This is a genomic window from Paenibacillus humicola, from assembly GCF_028826105.1.
GTDB lineage: Bacteria > Bacillota > Bacilli > Paenibacillales > Paenibacillaceae > Paenibacillus_Z > Paenibacillus_Z humicola.
In genome coordinates, this window is record NZ_JAQGPL010000001.1 from 1,394,296 (window position 1) to 1,414,431 (window position 20,136).

The 20,136-nt window shown below is 57.0% G+C and carries 15 protein-coding genes; 12 read left to right on the plus strand and 3 right to left on the minus strand.

The window, feature by feature from the left end:
• Positions 1-9: 9 nt before the first annotated feature.
• On the plus strand, positions 10-2,322 hold the full coding sequence (locus tag PD282_RS06600; protein ID WP_274649554.1) for a glycoside hydrolase family 3 N-terminal domain-containing protein: 2,313 nt from the start codon (positions 10-12) through the stop codon (positions 2,320-2,322).
• Positions 2,323-2,497: 175 nt separating this feature from the next.
• Here the strand turns inward: PD282_RS06600 and PD282_RS06605 are convergent, their stop codons facing one another.
• Positions 2,498-3,511, minus strand: a complete 1,014-nt coding sequence (locus PD282_RS06605; RefSeq protein ID WP_274649555.1) for a phosphatidylinositol-specific phospholipase C/glycerophosphodiester phosphodiesterase family protein — start codon at positions 3,509-3,511, stop codon at positions 2,498-2,500.
• A 289-nt stretch (positions 3,512-3,800) separates the two neighbouring features.
• On the opposite strand from PD282_RS06605, the gene PD282_RS06610 reads away from it, so the two are divergent.
• Positions 3,801-4,577, plus strand: coding sequence for a sugar phosphate isomerase/epimerase family protein (locus PD282_RS06610; protein ID WP_274649556.1), 777 nt, complete (start codon positions 3,801-3,803; stop codon positions 4,575-4,577).
• Here the strand turns inward: PD282_RS06610 and PD282_RS06615 are convergent.
• Positions 4,574-5,491 (minus strand): AraC family transcriptional regulator, encoded by a 918-nt coding sequence (locus tag PD282_RS06615; RefSeq protein WP_274649557.1) that lies wholly within the window; start codon positions 5,489-5,491, stop codon positions 4,574-4,576. The two genes, PD282_RS06610 and PD282_RS06615, sit on opposite strands and share 4 nt — an antisense overlap.
• 207 nt (positions 5,492-5,698) lie before the next feature.
• Between PD282_RS06615 and PD282_RS06620 the strand changes: the two genes are divergently transcribed.
• The 10 genes from PD282_RS06620 to PD282_RS06665 all read left to right on the plus strand — a co-directional run bounded on the left by PD282_RS06620 (position 5,699) and on the right by PD282_RS06665 (position 19,128).
• Positions 5,699-7,102 (plus strand): mercuric reductase, encoded by a 1,404-nt coding sequence (locus PD282_RS06620; protein ID WP_274649558.1) that lies wholly within the window; start codon positions 5,699-5,701, stop codon positions 7,100-7,102.
• Positions 7,103-7,883: 781 nt separating this feature from the next.
• Positions 7,884-9,584 (plus strand): sensor histidine kinase, encoded by a 1,701-nt coding sequence (locus tag PD282_RS06625; RefSeq protein ID WP_274649559.1) that lies wholly within the window; start codon positions 7,884-7,886, stop codon positions 9,582-9,584.
• Between the two features lie 7 nt (positions 9,585-9,591).
• Positions 9,592-11,019: a response regulator gene (locus PD282_RS06630; protein ID WP_274649560.1), complete on the plus strand. Its 1,428-nt coding sequence runs from the start codon at positions 9,592-9,594 to the stop codon at positions 11,017-11,019.
• A 114-nt stretch (positions 11,020-11,133) separates the two neighbouring features.
• Positions 11,134-12,831 (plus strand): type 2 periplasmic-binding domain-containing protein, encoded by a 1,698-nt coding sequence (locus tag PD282_RS06635; protein ID WP_274649561.1) that lies wholly within the window; start codon positions 11,134-11,136, stop codon positions 12,829-12,831.
• Between the two features lie 74 nt (positions 12,832-12,905).
• On the plus strand, positions 12,906-13,802 hold the full coding sequence (locus tag PD282_RS06640) for an ABC transporter permease (protein ID WP_274649562.1): 897 nt from the start codon (positions 12,906-12,908) through the stop codon (positions 13,800-13,802).
• A 12-nt stretch (positions 13,803-13,814) separates the two neighbouring features.
• Positions 13,815-14,732 (plus strand): carbohydrate ABC transporter permease, encoded by a 918-nt coding sequence (locus tag PD282_RS06645; protein ID WP_274649563.1) that lies wholly within the window; start codon positions 13,815-13,817, stop codon positions 14,730-14,732.
• 47 nt (positions 14,733-14,779) lie between these two features.
• Complete coding sequence (locus PD282_RS06650) at positions 14,780-17,515, plus strand: alpha-L-rhamnosidase (protein ID WP_274649564.1); 2,736 nt, start codon at positions 14,780-14,782, stop codon at positions 17,513-17,515.
• Between the two features lie 342 nt (positions 17,516-17,857).
• Positions 17,858-18,187: an ArsR/SmtB family transcription factor gene (locus tag PD282_RS06655; protein WP_274649565.1), complete on the plus strand. Its 330-nt coding sequence runs from the start codon at positions 17,858-17,860 to the stop codon at positions 18,185-18,187.
• Positions 18,184-18,606, plus strand: coding sequence for an SRPBCC family protein (locus PD282_RS06660; protein WP_274649566.1), 423 nt, complete (start codon positions 18,184-18,186; stop codon positions 18,604-18,606). The genes PD282_RS06655 and PD282_RS06660 overlap by 4 nt, the downstream gene beginning before the upstream one ends.
• 60 nt (positions 18,607-18,666) lie before the next feature.
• Positions 18,667-19,128 (plus strand): phage tail protein, encoded by a 462-nt coding sequence (locus tag PD282_RS06665; protein WP_274649567.1) that lies wholly within the window; start codon positions 18,667-18,669, stop codon positions 19,126-19,128.
• A 177-nt stretch (positions 19,129-19,305) separates the two neighbouring features.
• Here the strand turns inward: PD282_RS06665 and PD282_RS06670 are convergent, their stop codons facing one another.
• Positions 19,306-20,118 (minus strand): hypothetical protein, encoded by an 813-nt coding sequence (locus tag PD282_RS06670; RefSeq protein ID WP_274649568.1) that lies wholly within the window; start codon positions 20,116-20,118, stop codon positions 19,306-19,308.
• Between the last annotated feature and the right edge of the window lie 18 nt (positions 20,119-20,136).

Consider the following 20,136-nt stretch of genomic DNA (forward strand, 5'->3'; position numbering starts at 1 on the left):
AGTGAAACCTTGGAAGCTTATTGGAATTCTAATTTGACGGCCGAGGAACGAACCGAGGATCTGCTTGGCCGGATGACGCTGAAGGAGAAGGTAGGACAAGTCAACCAGCGCATGTACGGCTGGCACGCATACCGGCGGACGCCGGACGGGATCGAGCTGACGGAGGCGTTCAAGCGCGAGGTCGCCTTCGGTGACGGGATGGGCGCGCTTTACGGCCTGTTCCGGGCCGATCCCTGGTCGGCGGTGACGTACGGCAACGGCATCCCTGCGGCGGACAGCGCGAAAGCGGCCAATAGGATTCAGCGGTACGTGCGCGAGCATACGCGTCTCGGCATTCCGGTTCTGCTTTCGGAGGAATGCCCGCACGGCCATCAGGCGCTGGACGGGACGTTAATTCCGACGAACATCGGCATCGGCTCGACCTGGAATCCGGAGCTGATGGAGCGGGTATACAGCTTCGTTGCCGCCGAGATTCGGGCGCGCGGGGCGCATATCGGGCTGATTTCGACCCTTGACGTGCTGCGCGACCCCAGATGGGGAAGGTCGGAGGAGTGCTACAGCGAGGACCCGTATCTCGCCGCCAGGCTGACCGAAGCCGCCGTGCGCGGTTTGCAGGGGCATACGCCGGAAGAGCTGCGGCGTCCGGACAAAATCGCGGCGCTGCTCAAGCATTTCTGCGCGCAGGGAGCTGCGGAGGGCGGGCGCAATGCGGCCCCGGCCGCGATCGGGGAACGGGCGCTGCGCGAAATCCATCTGCCGGGCATGCTGGCCGGCGTTCGTGCGGGCGCTCGGGGCTGCATGGCGGCGTATAACGAGATCGACGGTATTCCGTGCCATGCGAACAAGCGGCTGTTAACCGGCATTCTGCGGGAGGAATGGGGGTTCGACGGCGTAGTGATGGCGGACGGGCAGGCGGTCGACCGCCTGGTACAGATGACGGGCGACCATGAATCTGCGGCCGCTTTGGCCCTGTCGGCAGGCATCGATCTGAGCCTGTGGGACAAAGCTTTTACGACGCTGGAAGCGGCGGTAAAAGCCGGCAAGGCGGACGAAGCGCAGCTCGACCGTGCCGTCCGCCGCATCCTGCGCCTGAAGTTCGAGCTCGGGCTGTTCGACAAGCCGTACACGGACGAATCCGCAGCTCCGCATGCGGTGGGGAGCGAAGCGTTCCGCCTTCATAATTTGCAGGCGGCGCGGGAGTCCGTCGTCCTGCTCAAAAACGAAGACCGCCAGCTTCCGCTGGGCCCGCGCTATCGCAAAATCGCGGTCATCGGCCCCAATGCGGACAGTATCTATAACCAGCTCGGCGATTATACGTCGACGCAGCCGCCCGGCAAAGGCGTCACCGTACTGGAAGGCGTGCGCAGAGCGGCCCCTCCGGGCACGGAGGTCGTGTATGCCGCAGGAAGCGGCATCCGGAGCGGAACGCCGGAGATGATTCAGGAAGCGCTGTCCGTGGCGGCGGACGCGGACGTCATTGTCCTCGTCCTGGGAGGCAGCAGCGCTCGCAACTTCGATATCCGCTTCGATACGAACGGCGCGGCCATCATCGGCGAAGGCTCGCCGGGCGAGATGGATTGCGGCGAAGGCGTCGATTTGGCGGACCTTAGGATCGGCGAGCCCCAGCGGCTGCTTGCGCAGGCGATATCTGCGGCGGGCATTCCGGTCGTAGGCGTGGCGATTCAAGGGCGGCCGCATGCGTTGACGGATATCGAGCCGCTTTGCGGCGCGCTGCTGTGCGCCTGGTATCCCGGACAGGAAGGCGGTCTCGCGATCGGAGACGTGCTGTTCGGGAAAACCAACCCGAGCGGCAAGCTGCCGGTTTCGCTGCCCAGATCGTCCGGACAGCTGCCGGTCTATTACAATTCCAAGGATGCCGGCAGACCGGGCTATATCGACCAGACGAGAGAGCCGCTGTATCCGTTCGGTCACGGGCTCAGCTATACGTCGTTCGAATTTGACGGACTGAGGCTGGAACCCGCTGCCATTTCCTTGCAAGAGCTCGAAAGCGGACGGCGCGTCGCGGTATCGGTGAACGTGCGCAACACCGGCGATACGGCGGGGGCGGAGGTCGTGCAGCTCTACATCAAGGATTTGGAGGCAAGCGTAACCCGACCCGCCGCCGAGCTGAAAGGCTTTCGCAAGACGATGCTGGAGCCCGGCGAGACGAAGACGATTGTCCTCGAGCTCGGCTGGGAACAACTGGCCTTGTGGAACCGGGACATGGTTTTTACCCCGGAGCCCGGACGCGTGCAGCTCACGGTAGGCGGCAGTCTGGCCGGAGCCTGCACTGCAGAGCTGATCTTGACGGGGAATCAATAACCAACCGTCCGTGTTTTCCATAATCGCGGCTTGAACCGTAATCGACTGCCGCAGCGAGCCGAATAACCGTTACGATAGGCTTCTGTCCTTCGCTTTATGAAGGACAGAGGTCTTTTTCGCATACCATTAACAAAATCGCTTCCGGTCGTCCGCAAATCGAACCGGCCTCCGGCATTCACCGTTTGGACGAATCGGCCGCCGCCGCCTGTGAAGATGCGCCGGGCGCGGCAGTCTTCGGTTTGCCCGTCAAGTCGCCCGGCTCGACGAAATCCGTCATGACGCCCTTCACGCCGGCCTTTCTGTACGCTTGTATGGTATTCACATCGTTAAGCGTATTGATATACGAATCGATCCCCTTCGCTTTAAGCGCTCCGACCAGCTCCGGCGAATAATGCTCCTCATCCATGACGACGACGCGGATCCCCTTCCCGCTTGCAAAATCGACGACCTGCCGAGTGGAATCCTCGTTCATGTAGAGCGTATAGATGTACTGCCGGAACGGAAAAACGCCGTTGACCGCTTCGTAATTGTCGGGCTTGTAGAGCTGCGGGATGAGCTGGCGGAGCACCTGCGGGTTCACCTCGCGCGCCTCTTCGACGATTTCGCGGAAGATGTCCGCGGCCTTGACGGGATCGGGCTCCTTCGTATCGGTCACGACCAGCGCATCCGGATGATCGGACAGGAATGCCGCCAAATCCTTGAACGTCATCGGGGTGTATTTCCCCCATATTTTCAGCGCTTTAAACTGGGCTGGCGTCAGCGGTTCGTGCCCGCCGTTCGGCGGCCGCTGTCCCAGCACCTTGTACGTGCCGCCGCCCCAGTCGTGCCGCAGCACCAGCTGTCCGTCGGAGGCGGGGATAATATCCGTTTCAAAAACGCGGTGCCCGCTGTTGTACGCATGCTCCAGCCCTTCCAGGCTGTTCGTGCCGTTATGGCCGCCGATTCCGCCCAGCGCATGGGCGATCAGCGGATACCGGCGCACCCAGTCGTAGGGTGCGCTCTCGATCGCCGGCGGCAGCTCGGCGGCGACCCGCTCGCCGGGCGTCGCCAAGCTATGGCCGGATAGAGAAGGAGACCGGACCAGCACGAGCGGAGACGCAAGCAGCGTCAGGAACAGAAGACCGAGCGGGATGACCGGCCGGTTCGGAACCATTTTGGGCGTCTGAAATGTCGGTAGTCGTTTTTTCATATTTACCATTGGACAGATACCGGGAGACTGAAACCGTATCATGGCTTTTCGTGTGCCGGATTGTTTGGTATATTTATCCAGCTTGGAAAGCGATCGTTTATTCCAGTCCCTATAAGCAAAGGAGCTGAAGCCGGACATGTCGAATTGGAAGGGAAGAAACATCGATAAGGGCTGCTAAAGATCGGAGACGTGCCGGTGACGGATCCCGGATTTCCGCTCCCGTAAGCAGCAAACAAGGAGGCTGAATACGATCACGATTTCGTTCGGGTTTCAAACGTATACGTGGCAGATGTCCTACGACAAGTACCGGGACCGGCTGGACCATATCCTAAGTGTGGCGCGCAGCGCCGGAGGAGCCGGTATCGAACCGGAAGTGTGCATGCTCGGCAGCCGCAGCCGCGATCCGGAGGCACTGCGTGACGCGCTGGACCGCGAAGGCCTGAAGCTGGGTGCGCTCTGCCTGTCGCTCGGCTGGCGGCTGGGAAAGGAGACGGACGAGGAACATGCCGAGGCGGACCGCGTCATCAACTATTTGCGGCAATTCCCCGGCACGGTGCTGACGCTCGTGCAGCATGCGGGCCCGGACCGAAGCGGACTGGCCGAGCGGCAGGCGAACGCGCTCGCGAATTTTAACGCCGTCGGACGCCGAGCGTTCGAACAGGGGATCGTCTGCGCGGTTCATCCAAATTCGCCGGCCGGCTCGATTTTCCGGACCCGGGACGATTACGGCGTCCTGCTGGAAGGACTCGATCCCCGTTACTGCGGCTACGCGCCGGATACGGGGCATATTGCCAAAGGCGGAATGGACGCTGGGGAAATCATCCGCGCCTATCGTCCTCTCATCCGGCATGTCCATTACAAAGATATGGACAAAGACGGGAGTTGGACGGCGCTCGGACAGGGATGCATCGACCATAAAGCCATTACGCGCTATTTACGCGATACGGACTACGACGGGTGGATTATGGTCGAAGAGGAATCCGCCGCCGCCGAAGCGGACCCGGACCGGGTTACAGCCGCCAACGGGGAATACGTGACCCGTGCGCTAAAGCCGATTATCGCCTAGCCGTTCTCGTCTTCGTCTGCCGCCGATTTTTCCCGCACCGCTTTCATATCTTGCAGCGGCGCGAGGCCAAACAGTCTCCGGTATTCCCGGCTGAATTGCGAAGGGCTGTCATAGCCGACCTCCATGGCGGCAGACGAAACATTAACGGAACCGCTCAGCATAAGGCGTCTTGCTTCCTGCAGGCGAAGCCGTTTCTGATACTGCAGCGGCCCCATTGACGTAATCGCTTTGAACTTGCGATGCAGCGCCGAGACGCTCATATTGTTCGTTTTTGCCAGCTCCTCGACCGTAAAAGAGCGGTAATAATTTTCTTTGATCCATGCAATAATACTGCCAATATGATCTATTTTTTGGTAGATGAGCGCCTGCTGAACAAAATGGTGCCCGCATTCGCCAGACAATAAATAATAAATGATTTCGCGCTTGATAAGTTCGGAAAGATAGCCTGCCGTTTTGGGTTTGCCGGTCAGCTTCAGCAGCCGGGTCAGCATATCCAAAAGGTCGGCATCGGCACTCCCGATAAAGGCGCCGTCGTTCGCTTTCGGTTTCACGTCGATTTCCGTTTCCAGCAGCACCGAGACGATTTCCTTTGCCGTAAAATGGATACGCAATCCGATGTAAGGCAGCTTCTTCGTAACATCAACGATTTGTGCGGATACAGGTATATCGACCAAGGATGCGATGTAGCTGCCCGCTTGATAATGAACGGTATTTTGGCCGATGTGAAGATATTTTGTTCCCTGAAGAACCATACATAATGCAGGCGTCAGCACAATCGGGAGGGGACGGGTGCGGTGACTGATCCGGTAAATGGAAAGAAAGGGGATAACGGTTTGGCTTCTTCCCTCGGAGCGGCTTATTTTCTCCGTTAACGCAATTATGCTTTGCAGTTCCTTCTGAAGCTTAATTTCCAACGTCTCGTCCATCCTTCCTCTTAAATTGACCGGCTTCGACATTTTATGCGGTATTTTTCTTTAACGGTATATTAGCATGGAAAATGTCGCAAAACGATGTAAACTTCAGACATTGATAGTTTTAGGCAAATTTCGGGCAGAAATGGTCTGTAATGTTTTGCTTTCTTAGCGAATAATAGGTTTGAACACATTTAAAGGAGGATTTCGATGTCGAAACCCGAGCATGTTCAAACGTTGATCCTCGGCAGCGGCCAAGGCGGCAAGCTGCTGGCCTGGCATTTGGCGAAATCGGGAAGGAGCGTGGCCGTCGTCGAGCGGAAATGGGTCGGCGGCTCTTGCCCGGCCGTCGCCTGCCTGCCCAGCAAGAACGAAATTTGGAGCGCAAGAATCGCATATTTGACGCGGAACGCCGCTCGATTCGGGACCATGATCGCCGGCTCCGTCACGACCGATATGGAGAAGGTACGCCAGCGCAAGCAGGAGATGATCGATCGCGAAATCGCTTTTCACGTCAATGCTTACAAAGAAAGCGGCGCGGAGCTCATCATGGGAAGCGGCCGATTTACGGCACCGAAAACGATCGAAGTGCGCCTGAACGACGGCGGAACGCGCATGCTGACGGGCGATCAGGTTATCGTCAATGTCGGTTCGCATGCGGCGGTTCCGGATATTCCCGGACTTGAGGCCGCCGGATCGCTCACGCACATCGAAGCGCTGGAGCTCGACTACTTGCCGGAACATTTGATCGTGCTCGGGGGCGGTTATATCGGCCTCGAAATGGCCCAGGCCTATCGCCGTTTCGGCAGCCGGGTAACGATCATCGAGCCCGGAGCGCAGCTGATGAGCCGGGAAGATCCCGATGCGGCGGCGGAAATCCACCGGATACTGAGCGGTGAAGGGATTCAAATTCTGCTTGGAGCCAAACCGGTTCATGTACAAGGTAAATCCGGCGAGAAAGTCAGCGTCACCGTAAGCACGGATTCCGGCGAACGGACAATCGAAGGCACCGACCTTCTCGTTGCCGCGGGCCGAGTCCCCAATACCGCCGGTATCGGGCTTGAGCAGGCTGGCATTGACCTTAACGAACGGGGCTTCATCCGCGTTAACGAGCGGCTCGAGACGACTGCTCCGGATGTCTGGGCGATCGGGGAATGCGCCGGCAGCCCGATGTTTACCCATGTCTCCGTCGACGATTTCCGAATCGTCAGGGACAACCTTGCGGGCGGGAACCGCAGCACTCGCGACCGGCTGGTACCGTACTGCATGTTCACCGACCCGCCGCTTGCCCGCGTGGGACTAAGCGAACGCGAAGCCAATCGCCAAGGCGTCAAAGTGCGCGTCTCGAAACTGCCGATGAGCAGTGTGCTGCGTTCAGAGGCTACGGACGAAACGCAGGGCTTTATGAAGGTTCTGGTCAGCGAGAGCGACGACCGGATTCTCGGCTTCACGATGATCGGTTCCGAAGGCGGAGAAATCATGGCCGCCGTCCAAACGGCGATGCTGGCGGAGCTCCCGTATCCGAAGCTTCGCGATGCGGTAATTGCGCATCTGACATACGCCGAAGGAATCGGCCCTCTTCTGGCGAACGTCCCGTCCCGGTCCGCAACATAGATAAGAATGAAATTTTTTATAATGTAACGGGACCAGTCTGAATGGCTGCGTTTGATTATGGGAGATACAAGCGGTATCAGGCGGCTGCCGCCCGGACAAAACACGGCAGTGGACACGCGGTCATTTAAGAAAACGTTTCTTGCTGACGGGATTTGCGCGGCTGCGCAAATCCCGTCTTTGTTTGCGTATCTGCAAGTCGTACCGTCCGTCCGCGGCTCCTCCTCCGCCCTTAGAGCAGCCGGACGAGACACCCGAAATGTCCTTCCGCGCCTGAGCGTTCTGCCGTTGGATTGAGATCCATCCAGGCTTTATCCCCGAATAGCCCCACTTCACGCTTTGACCTCTTGTTCTTGTACAAAAATGTCAGATGTCATTAAAATGAAAGCAGATTTGCCGCCGGGGTCCAAACGGTCATCGGCCGTAACGGATACCGGCAATATGAAAACGCTTTAGCGCGAAAGGAGGAATACAGCAAGATGCAAGACGCTTACCCGATCGACATGTTGTATGCCGTGACGCCTTCTGCATCCGGTGCGACTGCACCGGAGATCCGGCCATTCGCGGCCGGCGAGCCGGGGCGGCTCGATGCATGGAAACGGGAGGCACGAAGTACCGGCAGGCTGCCCGAATCGGCACACCGGCGAAGCGCAGACCGGCCAGGACAGGGGGGCAGGGGACAGCTTTTGACTCCCGGCAGGCTGCCCGAATCGGCACACCGGCGAAGCGCAGACCGGCAAGGACAGGGGAGCAAGCGGCGGCTTTTGACTCCAGGTGGCTGCAAATGAGAAAAAGCGTGTTCGTCAAGCTCCTGCTCGGTTTTCTGCTTGTGGCCGCGCCGATGTACGGCATTTGCCTGGGCGTGACCTGGTACGGGTCCAAAAGCGTCCTCGAGTCCACGAGCCAAACCATCCGGCAGGAGCTCTATTTTTTTACCAACTACTACGAAGAGGAACTTTCCAACGTCAATCAGATGCTCGTGTCGCTCAGCATGGATTCGGACTTGAAGGAATACGCGCTCCAGCGCAATCAGGAATTCGCTTATCCGATCGTCATCTCCTTCGAGGAGCTGATGAGCAAATTGAAAGTGCTCTATTTTTCCAGCGGCTATATCGACGATGTGTTCATGATGCTGCCCAAAGCCGGCGAAATCGTCTCGGTGCTGAATGGCTATAACGAGATGGACGACAAGTATAAAACGATTTACCGGGATATGGCGGCAAGTCCCGGCAACCGGCTGCTGTACGGGAACGATGTTGTCTATTTCAGCAGCAGCGATAACGATTTCGTATTGGGCGTCGAGCTGTCGCAGGATAAAATTATGGCTTCGCTCAAGCAGCATCAGGGGAACGAAGCGCTTCATATTTTTTTGAAGGACAACCAGAAAAACGCGCTCATGGCGGAGGAGCTGCTGACAGCCGAGGAGAAAAGGACGATCGCCCTCATCGACGAGCCGGGGGCGGACCGGCCGGCCGCCGGCACCGCGCTGATCGAGCGCCATTCCTATGTGATCCAGGAAACGCCCTCCGAGGACGGCTTGTTCACCATCGGCTTCTATGCGAAGGAGAAGGATCTGCTGGGCCGCTTTTACCTGCTCCGCAAGCTGTTTTGGATATTGGCGGCTTTGTCGCTGATCATTATTTTCGCTTTCTCGATCGTCATCAACAAGCAGATTCAGGTGCCTGTCCGGCTGCTCGTCAAGTCGATGAAGGAAGTGGAGAAAGGCAATTACAACAGCCGGCTGAAGCTCGACAAAGACGATGAATTCGGCTATATGTACAAGCAGTTCAACCGGATGGCGGAGCAGCTGCAAAACCTGATCCGCGAGGTGCTGGAGAAGAAGATCCAGTTCCAGCAGGCTCAGCTGAAGCATCTGCAGTCGCAGATCAACCCGCATTTTCTGTATAACTGTTTTTACAACGGCTACCGCATGGCCAAGTCCGGCGAGACGGAAAATGTGGCGGGCTTGTGCAAATATCTGGGCGATTATTTCCGGTTTGTGACCTACTATGCGGACCGGGACGCGGCGCTGGCCGACGAAATCAAGTATACGCGGATTTATTTGGAGATCCAGAAGATCCGCTTCGGCGACAAGCTTCACTTCGACATTGCGTGCGATGTAGACGTCGCTGCCTATCCGGTTCCCGGGTTGATTTTGCAGCCGCTTGTCGAAAATGCGATCATCCACGGCCTGGAGCGGAAGGAAGATCCTACCCGTATCTTGATCCGGATTTTCCGGGTGAACGGGGGAATCCGTACGGTCGTGGAAGACGACGGTCCCGGCTTTGAGCCGGGGAAGCTGGCGGAGCTGCTGCGGGCGCTGGACAACCCGGACATGGAGGCGGATCATTTCGGCCTGTGGAACATCAATTGGCGGCTTCGCTACCGGTATGGCGAGGACTGCCGGCTTTCGATCCGGAACGGCCCGGGCTTCGGGGCCAGCGTATCCTTCGGTATTCCGGATCGGCCGCCGAACGGGAGGTGAGAAGAGAATGTATAACCTGCTCATTGTGGACGACGAAGCGTATATTGTCGAAGGTCTGGCGGACTTGTTCGCCGCAAGCGATCTGCCGCTCGGCCATGTGGCGACCGCCGGCTCGGCCAAATCGGCGCTGGAGCTGTGCGCCAAAATGCCGATCGATATCGTGGTGACCGATATCCGGATGCCGGGCATGACCGGTCTCGATTTGCTGGATAACCTGTACAAGCTGTGGAAGCGGGTGAAAGTCATTTTCCTGACCGGCTACGCGGATTTCGACTATGCCAAACGCGCTTTGCAGAGCCGGGCCTTCGATTATTTGCTGAAGCCGGTGGAGGACGAGGATTTGCTCATCTGCGTGCGCAAAGCGATTGCGCTGGTGGAGGAGGAGCTGGAGCAGGCGCTGGCGCTGGAGCTGTTGAAGGGCATGGCGCGGGAGGAAATCGGCGGCGCGCAAACCGCCTTTTTCAATGAGCTGCTGAACCATGGCGCTCCCGCTGAGCCGCAGGAGCTGGGACGGCTGTTGGCCGGGTTCAACCTGCCCTTTTGTCCGGATGGGCTTGTCGATACGGTGATGCTGCGCATTGACGATTGGGACGCGAGATTCAAGGAGGAAGACCTGGCGCTAATCCATTTTGCGGCTGGCAACCTGTTCGCGGAAATGGTCGGCGGAGATGCGGGCATCGCTTCGTTCCGCAGCGGAGACGCTTATACGGCGTTTGTGATTGCAAGCGGAGAAGCAGGCCCCGGCGCGGAGAAGCAATCAAGCGAGGTCAAATCGCTGCAATGGGAGAAAACGCTGCGCGAAGCCCAAAATACGATTCTCCGCGTGCTCGGCGCCCATGTATCGTTCGCGCTGTCGGAGCGTCTGGCCTGGAGCCAGTGGCCGGCGGGCTTCCACTATTTGGCCGCTCGGATGCAGCAAATGCCGAGCCCCGAAACGGTTTTTACGGTCCGCGCCAGCCCGGAGTCGTGGTGGACCCCGGCCGATCAAGACCGGGACGGCGAACGAATGCCGGACGTTACCTTCCGGAACGGCGAACGAATCGCAGACGTAGCGTCTGCAGGCGCAGATCCGATGCACGCACCGCCTGCCGGCGAGAATAACGTCGTCTCCCGGGTTCAGGCTTATATCACCGATCATCTCAATCATGATCTGTCCCTGGATTCGCTTGCCCGCAAGTTTTATCTGAATCCTTCGTATTTGTCGCGTATTTTCCATCGACAGACAGGCGAGCCGCTCAGCCGGTATATCGAGCGAAGCAAGATGGAATGCGCGAAAAAACGGCTTGCCGATCCGAAGCTGAAGGTCTACGAGGTGGCGGAGCTGGCGGGCTACCGCAATCCGAATTATTTTGCCAAAGTATTCCGCAAAATGTACGGGATTTCTCCGCAGCAGTACCGGATGTCCTTCGATTTCGGTGCTCCGGACCGGGATTAAAGCGCTGCCAACAAGTAAAGATCGTTTCCGAATGTAAACACATTCTTCTACCGTCCCCCCGTCCGTCATTTTTATAATGGAAAAGCAAACCCAATTTCGAGGAGGGGTGTTAGGTTGAAAAGAAGAAGGATGCTGGCTTTGCTGGGTGTAACCGTTTTGGTTTCAACGGCTGCGGCGTGCTCCAACGGCGGCACGAATGCGCCGGACACGGCGGCGAAGGATCAAGCCGCGAATCAAACGGAGGCGAAACAGACGGACGAAGCGCCCGATCCGTACAAGAAGTTCGACCCGCCGATTACAATGAGCACGATATTTTCGGCGGATACGTCGACGGAAGGCGGCAAGTTTCCCGACGGCGAGAGCTTCGAGAACAATCCGATGCACCAGCTGTTTCTCGACACGATGGGCATTAACGTCACCGCGAAAATTACGACGACGCCGGGCGCCAGGGAGGATAAGCTGCAGCTGGCGATTACGAGCAAAGACATTCCCGATTTCGCTTACGTCAATCAAACGAAGCTGAACCAGCTGATCCGGGGCGACATGGTCGAGGATTTGACGGATGCGTACAATAAGTACGCTTCGGCTAACTTGAAGCAGGTGCTGGAGCAGAACGACAAGAAGCTGTTTGCGCCGGCGATGCGGGACGGTAAAATTTACGCGCTGCCCGACCCGACGACCATTTACGATTATACCCCGGTGCTGTGGGTGCGCAAGGACTGGATGGATAAGCTGAAGCTGAGCGCGCCGAAAACGATGGAGGACGTCTTTGCGATGGCGAAAGCGTTTACTACGGAGGACCCCGACGGCAATGGCAAGAACGATACGCTCGGCTTGTATCTGGATAAGGATCTGACGGGCCTCAACTTTATGATGAATGCCTACGGCGTTTATCCGGATACGTCGGTCTCGCAGGCGAACATGTGGATCAAGGACAAAGACGGCCATTACATGAACGGCTCGACCGACCCGGGGGCGATCCCCGTCTTCGAACAGCTCAGCGAGCTGTATAAGATCGGTGCGATCGACAAGGAATTTGCGATCAAGGACGACAAGAAGGAGAGCGAAAATATCGCAGCGGGCAAGCTGGGCCTGTTTTTCGGTTATTTCTACTCGCCGCTTGGCGATATCCGCGATTCGGTCCGAAATAATCCGAAGGCGGACTGGGTGCCGTTTTCGGTGCCGGCTGCGGCGGGCAAAGGCGATTTCGTGCCGGGCACTCCGCTGAACGCGTACGGCTGGCTGTACGTTAAAAAAGGCTTTGCGCACCCGGAGGCGCTCGTGACGATGATGAACTACGTGACGGACGGCTACGGCGCGCCGTGGCTCGTGAAGAACGGTCCGACCGTCTTCCAGAAAACGTATGAAGCGACCGCCAAAGACCCCAAATATGCCAACAAAGGGCTGAATAACTGGATGCCGATGCAGCTGGCCGGCAACATCAACTGGGGACCGGAGTTCAAGAAGGACTTCGAGGCGGGAGACAAGAACGGGCCTTCCGCGAAACGGGCGGACTATGTCCGCATGTTCCAGCCGGGCGTCGAAGGCTGGGCGTGGAAGAAGGTTTATTTGGAAGGCTACTTCAAGGCCGAATATCCGAAGGTCCGATATTCCGATTACAGCGGGCCGCCGACCCCCACGCTGACGAGGACGGAATCGATTTTGAACAAAGAGAAGCTGGAATCGTACATCGCCTTTATTATGGGAGCCAAGCCGGTCAGCGAATTTAATGCGTTTGCCGACCGCTACAACAAGCTTGGCGGCACCAAAATCGCCGAGGAAATGAGCGATTTCGACAACGGTAAGTCGTAAGGAAGGCCCGATATGACCAAAATCGAAGGGGGAGCCGCACGTTCCCCCTTCCTCTTGCAAAGGCGGTGTAGCTTGTGAATGGAGCGCGCATGTCGAAAACGTGGCAGCTGCACCTGATGATGGTGCCCGGGATGCTCCTTGTGTTCCTTTTTCTATACGGTCCTCTGCCGGGGCTCGTGCTGGCCTTCAAGGATTTCATACCGAGCAAAGGCATTTTCGGCTCCGAATGGATCGGCCTCGAGACGTTCCGGTATATGATCGAGCTGCCCGATTCGTATCAGATTTTTTGGAACACGCTGTACATCGCGGTGCTGAAAATTATATTCAATTTTCCGTTCCCGATTCTGGTTGCGATATTGCTGAACGAAGTGCGCAGAGCCGTCTTCAAGCGCACCGTTCAAACCTTGATCTATTTGCCGCATTTTCTGTCGTGGGTCATTCTGTCGGGGATCTTCATCGATCTTTTTTCCCAAAGCGGGATCATCAATCAGTTTCTGGGCTTGTTCGGCGTGAAGCCGATCTATTTTATGGGAGATACCCATTATTTTATCAAGATGCTGATCGCTACGGACGTGTGGAAAAACTTCGGCTACTCCACCATTATTTATTTGGCGGCCATTACCGGGATCGACGAATCGCTTTACGAATCGGCCGTCATGGACGGGGCGAACCGGTTCAAGCAGATCGTTCACATTACGCTGCCGGGGCTTGCGCCGGTCATTCTGCTCGTGCTGACCTTAAGTCTCGGCAGCATCCTCGACGCCGGCTTCGATCAGGTATTCAATTTGTATAACCCGCTTGTTTATTCGAGGGCGGACATTATCGACACCTACGTCTACCGGCTTGCCTTCACGGACGCCAATTACAGCCTGGGCACGGCGATCGGCCTGCTGAAATCGGTCGTCGGCTTCATCTTGATCGTCATCGGCTACCGGCTGGCCAAACGATACTCGGATTATTCGATTTTCTAGGAGATGAACGGGATGAAACAAACGGCTGCGGCCGACAGGACGAACGGGTTTGCGATCGCAAGCAGAATGAACGCCGGCCGGCTGTTCACCTGCGTCAATTATTTGTTCCTTGCCTGCGCAGGCGCGCTGTGCGTATTTCCGGTGCTGCATATTTTGGCCGTTTCGCTCAGCAGCGCGGGTCCGGCGGCCGCTAACCGGGTGGTCGTCTGGCCGGTCGATTTTACGTTTCAAGCCTATGCGGCGGTGTTTTCCAGAGCGCCCTTCATCACCTCCTTCGGCGTCTCGATCGAGCGAACCGTGGTCGGGGTCGCGGTCAATGCCGCACTGACAGCCCTGATGGGCTACCCGCTGTCCAAGACGGCGAAGGAATTGCCGGGGCGGAATTTGTATGTGTGGCTGCTCGTATTCGTCATGCTGTTCAACGCCGGACTCGTACCGACGTACATGCTGGTCAAAAATTTGCACCTGCTCAATACGCTTTGGGCGCTCGTGCTGCCCGGCGCGGTCCCCATTTTCAGCGTCATCCTGGTTATGAATTTCATTAAAATGCTGCCGAAGGAAATTGAAGAGGCGGCGTTTATCGACGGCGCAAGCTACTGGATGTGCTGGCGGAGGCTCATTCTTCCGCTGTCGAAGCCCGTCATCGCGACGATCGTGCTGTTCAGCTTCGTCGGGCATTGGAATTCCTGGTACGACGGCCTGATCTATATGAACGACAGCAAGCTTTATCCGCTGCAGACGTATTTGTATACGGTGATTCAAAATCAGGACATCACGAGTCTCGACCAGGCGGCGAGCTATGCCGAAGTGAACGGCGTGACGCTGCAGTCGGCGCAAATATTCAGCGGCATGGTGCCGATTCTGCTCATGTACCCGTTCCTGCAAAAGTATTTCACCAAAGGCATTGTGCTGGGAGCGGTGAAGGGGTAATCTGGAAGAAAGTCCGATTTCATCCATCCGAAAGGTGGTTATTTCTAATGAAACAAGACGGGCAAACGGCCGAGCGGCGTACTGATCTTGAGCTTGTCGGCGTCGGCGATATTCGCTGCGAGTATAAAAGGAACCCGGTCGGCATCGACATCGCGAATCCGCGGCTCGGCTGGAAGCTGTTCGGCAGCCGGAGAGGCGTGATGCAAACCGCTTACCGGATTCAGACCGCCGAGGAAGACCCGGGCTTCGGACGGCTTGTCTGGGATTCGGGCTGGGCGGAGAGCGGCCGCTCCCAGCAGGTCGAGTATGCGGGCGAGCCGCTTCGCTCCTGCACCCGGTATCATGTCCGGGTGATGATCCGGGATGAAGCGGGCCGGGAGAGCGAATGGAGCGAGCCTGCCTTCTGGGAAACGGGACTGCTGGAAGCGGGGGAATGGACCGGGGACTTTATCGGGTGCGAGGCGGAAGGCGACGGCTCGCAGGCGGAGCCTGTCCCGCTGTTCCGCAAGACTTTTCAGGTCAGCGGGGCGGTCGAACGGGCGACCGTGTACGTGACGGCGCTCGGACTGTACGAGCTGAGGCTGAACGGCAGCAAGGTTGGCGGCGATCTCTTGACGCCGGGCTGGACGTCCTATACCAACCGGCTGCAGTACCAGACCTACGATATTACGGCGCAGCTGAGGGAAGGGGACAATGCCGCGGGCGCATTGGTCGGCGAAGGCTGGTACCGGGGCAGCTTCAGCTGGGACCACCAGCGCAGCATTTACGGGAACCGCAGCGCTCTGCTGGCGGAAATCCGGATCCGCTACCGGGACGGACGCGAGGAGCGGATCGCCACCGACGAGTCTTGGAAGCGGTCGCAAAGCGAAATCGTCGCTTCGGAGATGTATGCGGGCGAGCAGACGGACGCCCGGCTGCTGCAGCCCGGCTGGGACCTGCCCGGGTTCGACGACAGCGGCTGGAAGCCGGCGGAGCGCATCGAGGCGGATAAAAGACGGCTGGTCGCGCAGGTGAACGAGCCGGTGCGGGTACAGGAGCTGCTGCGGCCGGTCGAGCTGCTGCGTACGCCTGCCGGCGATACGGTGCTCGATATGGGACAGAACATGGTCGGATTTATCCGTGTGCGCGCCAAAGGGCCGGCGGGTGCGGAGATTGTGCTGGAGCACGCCGAGGTGCTGGACAAAGACGGAAATTTCTACGCGGACAATCTTCGCGGCGCCAAGCAGCGGAACCGTTACGTGCTGCGGGGGGAAGGCGACGAGACGTTCGAGCCCCGTTTCTCGTTTCAGGGCTTCCGGTACGTGCGCGTCGCGGCATATCCCGGCGAGGTGAAGCCGGAGTGCTTCGAAGGCGTCGTCATTCATTCGGATATGGAGCAAAGCGGCCGTTTCGAATGCTCGGAGCCGCTGGTCAACCGGCTGCAGATGAACATTTTATGGGGACAGAAGGGCAACTTCGTCGATGTGCCCACGGACTGCCCGCAGCGGGACGAACGGATGGGCTGGACGGGGGACGCCCAAGTGTTCGCGCGGACCGCATGCTTTAATATGAACACCGCCTCTTTTTTCACCAAATGGCTGCTGGACATGAAAGCCGAGCAGATGGAGAACGGCGCCATCCCGAATTATATTCCGCACGTGCTTCCGAAGCCGCGGGCGATGGCCGCCTGGGGGGACGCGGTCACGATCGTGCCGTGGGCGCTGTACGAATGCTACGGCGATACGCGGATTTTGGCGGAGATGTACGACAGCATGGTGCGCTGGGTCGAATATATGCGCAGCCACGGCGAAGAAGGCGCGGACTGGGGCAAGCAGCCGCAAATCGGCGACTGGCTGGCGCTCGACGCGAAGCAGGGCAGCTACCGCGGGGCAACGCCGGAAGACCTGGTGGCGGCGGCTTATTATGTGCACTCGACCGGCCTCGTCGTGAAAACGGCGGAGCTGCTGGGCAAAGAGGAGGACGCTGCCCGGTACCGCAGGCTGCACGCGCGCATTCTGGACGATTTCCGCCGGGAATATGTAACGCCGAACGGCCGGATCGCCTCCCCGACGCAGACCGCGCAGGTGCTGGCCCTGATGTTCGATCTGCTCGAGGAGCGGGACGTTCCCCGGACCGTGACCGCGCTGGAAGAGCTTTTGAAAAAAAATAAAAACCATCTGACGACCGGCTTCGTCGGCACGCCCTATATCTGTCTCGTGCTCAGCCGCTTCGGCCGAACGGATCTCGCGTATGAACTGCTGCTTCAGCAGGATTTCCCTTCCTGGCTCGATCAGGTGAAGAAAGGGGCGACGACGATTTGGGAGCATTGGGACGGCATCAAGGAAGACGGGTCCTTCTGGAGCGCCGACATGAACTCCTTCAATCACTACGCGTACGGCTCGATCGGCGATTGGATGTACCGGACGGTTACGGGGATCAACACCGACCCGGAAAAACCGGGCTATAAGCATATCCATATCGAGCCGCAAATCGACCCGCGCCTCTCCTATGCCAAAGCTTCCTATCAATCGCTGTACGGCGCGATTGAAGCCGGGTGGTCGAGAACGGATGAAGGGATGGAGCTGACGGTCGCCATCCCGCCGAATACGACGGCATCCGTCGTTTTGCCGGCTGCCTCCCGCCGTCTGCTGCTGGAAAGTGGCACAAGCGTGAATGCAGCAGCGGGAATTTACCGTACCGAAGAGACGGCGGACGGCGGCATCCGTCTGGAAATTGGCTCGGGCCGCTACCGGTTCACGTACCCGGCGGAAATTTCGGAGCAGGTGCCTGAACCGACCAACTGATCAAGCGCATAGAGGCAAGGCGCCTCAAACTCGAGTTTGCCTCCGTTGACCGTTTGTTATCGTAAATGAAAAATCTCCGGAAGGCGTGAGCCCCCGGAGATTTTTTGGCGTTCAAGTGACCGGAACGGCGAGAGATACGGCTTGAGCGTCAATTTTCATGCGGGTTTAAAAATGCAGTTGACATGACACTTAATGGTGTCCTATAATTAAACCGTCACCAAATAGTGTCCTTTCTCAAAGTGAGTACAATTCCAGTTTCGGGTAAGGACTGCGATTGTCGTTAAACGTCATGAAATCCGCTCATGTTCTTTTGCAAAAATTCAACATTTGGGAGGGGGTGCTGTGATCGAGAACAATCCGTTACGGGATGTGTTTGATGCCATTGCAGACCCCACTCGGCGCCGGCTGATTCGTCTGTTAGCCGAGGCAGAGGAAGTACCTCTTCATCAGTTAACGGCCCAGTTCCAAATGGGACGTACAGCGGTATCCAAGCATTTGACCATTCTGAAAGAGGCCGGGCTGGTCCTTGACCGAAAAGTCGGCCGAGAAACGCGATTTAGGCTGAACGCCGCTCCACTCCGGGAAATTCAAGATTGGGTGGCATTCTATCGCAAGTTTTGGAGTACAAATATGCAGCGCTTAACCCAATTTTTGGAGGAGGAAGAAGAATGAGTTTAACGTTAACGATGGATTTTCAGTTCACGACGTCGATCGAGAAGCTTTGGTTCGCCTTAACCGATTCCGGCAAGCTTGCCAAATGGATGTCCAACATCCATACCGGTGAGGCGATGGAAAATGATTTTAAGCCCGTCGTCGGACACCGTTTTCAGTTCCGCACCAAGCCGAACGAATATTGGGACGGGATTATTGACGGCGAAGTGCTTATTGTAGACGCGCCGGACCGGGTGTCCTATACGTGGGCGAGCGGCGGGGAGAAGCATACGATTACCTGGACGCTGAAGGATTTAGGGGATGGCCGAGTTAACCTGCATCTCGATCAAAGCGGTATTTCAAACGCTCAAGCCTTGGGCGGAGCGAAATTTGGCTGGAGCAAATGGTGCGGCGATCTGGAGAAGGTGCTGGAGCAGTAACCGTATTCTGTAAATTCCTGTTGCGAGGATATCAAAAGGTAGAAGGAGAGATGAATGAAAATGTCCTATCTCGTCGATTTCAAAAATGTGTCCACGGTCGGTTTAGAGTCTTCACCGGTTGCTGAAGCGCTTGCCGGTTTGCGGGCGAATGAAGCCCGTTACTTCATGAACAAATACAAGCAGGAATTTACGGTCGTGCCGGCCGGCGAGAGCCAGGAGACCATCGATTATGTGAACCGAATTTTGAAGGAAGAACGCGGCATTGAGTTTGCGGCCAAACCTTTAGAAACGGCGTGTCTTCAAGTGGAAAATATTAAATGGACCTTCGTCTTTTATGAGGACGGTCTTGGAGTCAATGTCTTGTATACCGTTGATGACCCGAAGAAACGGGCCGTCGGCTTTAAGCTTTCCGAGGGGATGGAAGTCCCAACGGAATTAGGGAAGTTTAAGTTTGCGCGGCAGAAGTCCAAACTGGCCGGAACGATTCGGGGCTCCTATTTTGTCATTAAAGGGGAGTATTAAAATTTTTATGGAATGAAGCCGATTTCTACAGCTTCCATTGCATGATCTGCGGCAAAACGCCAAGTAATATCTGCGGCTTCTCAAAATCTCTCTCGGTTATTCCAGTCTGTCTAAACAGCCCCCGCCTGCAGGCGGGGGCTATTTGACGATCGTAAATTTTAAGCTTGATCCGAAAACCTATTTTTTTGCAATCAACTCGGCGGAACTTTTAACCGGGGTAAGCGTTATTCCGCCAATATTGAAGATGGATCCGTCATCCGAAACATATTGATATTCGTCCGTATCGGTGCTGAACAGCTTGAAGGTGCCGCTAGAATCCTCATAAAGCTCTTCCTTGACCGGAAAACCGGATTTCGGATCGAGATACACGATGTACTGCATATTGGCTTGCGTGTTGTCATCGATGTAGGACTGATAGCTGTCCATGATCTTATTCACTGTTTTCCCATCGGGCGTTTGCTCGGTGCCGACGGAAGTCCAATAGCTGGCTTCGTAATTTTCCTTTACGGCGCTAAAATCGAGATTTTTTTGATCCAACGGTTCGAATGGCTTTGGATCATCCGTTCGCTTGAGCATTTTTCCGCTTACGGGATTGCCGTTTTGGTCCCGTTGAATGACGACCATCTCGCTGCGGCCGTTAAGATAGTAGGTGCTTCGATAGCCCAAAAAACGATGATCGGCTGAATAATCGATGACATCCGTTCTGTAATCCTTCGTTTGCGGATTATACCAATGCTCCAATGTGAAGTTCTGGCTGCCATCGGTTCTCGAATAAACGGCCTTGCCGTATTCGATCGTTCCTTCGGCTTTGTCCGATGCTGCAGCCGACGCGTCAGTCGGAGCGGACGCCGTCATGACCGTATTTTTCGGAATGGCGTCGCTCCCATTCGCCGCGAATGCGGAAATGGTGCCAAGACTTCCGATAACGAGCGCCGACGCCAGAAACGTTCCCGCTATTTTTTTGCTTTTGACTGCTTCGAGGAGCTTCATGTTTTTCCCTCCGATTTA

Bases quoted from the DNA above. Each gene is read 5' to 3' on its own strand.
- PD282_RS06660 (WP_274649566.1), top strand. From the start codon at position 18,184: ATGAGTTTAACGTTAACGATGGATTTTCAGTTCACGACGTCGATCGAG.
- PD282_RS06620 (WP_274649558.1), top strand. From the start codon at position 5,699: ATGTCGAAACCCGAGCATGTTCAAACGTTGATCCTCGGCAGCGGCCAA.
- PD282_RS06625 (WP_274649559.1), top strand. From the start codon at position 7,884: ATGAGAAAAAGCGTGTTCGTCAAGCTCCTGCTCGGTTTTCTGCTTGTG.
- PD282_RS06610 (WP_274649556.1), top strand. From the start codon at position 3,801: ATGTCCTACGACAAGTACCGGGACCGGCTGGACCATATCCTAAGTGTG.
- PD282_RS06605 (WP_274649555.1), bottom strand. From the start codon at position 3,511: ATGAAAAAACGACTACCGACATTTCAGACGCCCAAAATGGTTCCGAAC.
- PD282_RS06630 (WP_274649560.1), top strand. From the start codon at position 9,592: ATGTATAACCTGCTCATTGTGGACGACGAAGCGTATATTGTCGAAGGT.
- PD282_RS06650 (WP_274649564.1), top strand. From the start codon at position 14,780: ATGAAACAAGACGGGCAAACGGCCGAGCGGCGTACTGATCTTGAGCTT.
- PD282_RS06670 (WP_274649568.1), bottom strand. From the start codon at position 20,118: ATGAAGCTCCTCGAAGCAGTCAAAAGCAAAAAAATAGCGGGAACGTTT.
- PD282_RS06645 (WP_274649563.1), top strand. From the start codon at position 13,815: ATGAAACAAACGGCTGCGGCCGACAGGACGAACGGGTTTGCGATCGCA.
- PD282_RS06665 (WP_274649567.1), top strand. From the start codon at position 18,667: ATGTCCTATCTCGTCGATTTCAAAAATGTGTCCACGGTCGGTTTAGAG.